Consider the following 597-nt stretch of genomic DNA (forward strand, 5'->3'; position numbering starts at 1 on the left):
CCACCCGCCACCCGCCACCCGCCAGCCGTCGTGTGTTGCTCGTCGCCTGTCGCTCGCCGCCGATCGCCGCTCGCCGGTCCGGTCGTGTGTCGGGGGTTGCTGGTCGCTCGACCGGTCGGGTCGTTCGTGGTGGCAGAGGGTGGGGTGCTGCCCGTCGTCCTGACGCTCGGACAGGGCGTGGTGTTCTGTGGTCCGCGTGCCGCCGTCCCTGGGGCGCTCGTCGGGCCACTTCGGCGCTGAGCGTTCGGACGGGCCGGGCTCTGGACGGCGCGGCCGCATGGGCGATCGGGCGGTGCACTGGGTGTTCCGACGGGATGTGGCGGCTCGCTTCGGGGGTCCGCGGCAGGACGGTCCGGCTCACCGGTCCGGGGTTCACTGGTCCGGGGTTCACTGGTCCGGGGTTCACTGGTCCGGGGTTCACTGGTCCGGGGTTCACTGGTCCGGGGTTCACTGGTCCGGGGTTCACCGGTCCGGCGTTCACCGGGGGCGGCGCACCGGCCCGGGGCCCCACCGGGGCGGTCTCGCCGCGGGCTCGTTCGAGGCGGCGGCCCACGGCAGGCGGGTGGGGTGGTGGTGATGGCCGGCGGGTCAGGGGTG

1 pseudogene is annotated in these 597 nt (G+C 75.0%); it reads right to left on the bottom strand.

What is annotated here, in order from left to right:
* Positions 1–553: pseudogene (locus E1292_RS56050) on the bottom strand (hypothetical protein); the annotation flags it as partial.
* Positions 554–597: the final 44 nt, after the last annotated feature.

Source organism: Nonomuraea deserti (assembly GCF_004348685.1).
Classification (GTDB): domain Bacteria; phylum Actinomycetota; class Actinomycetes; order Streptosporangiales; family Streptosporangiaceae; genus Nonomuraea; species Nonomuraea deserti.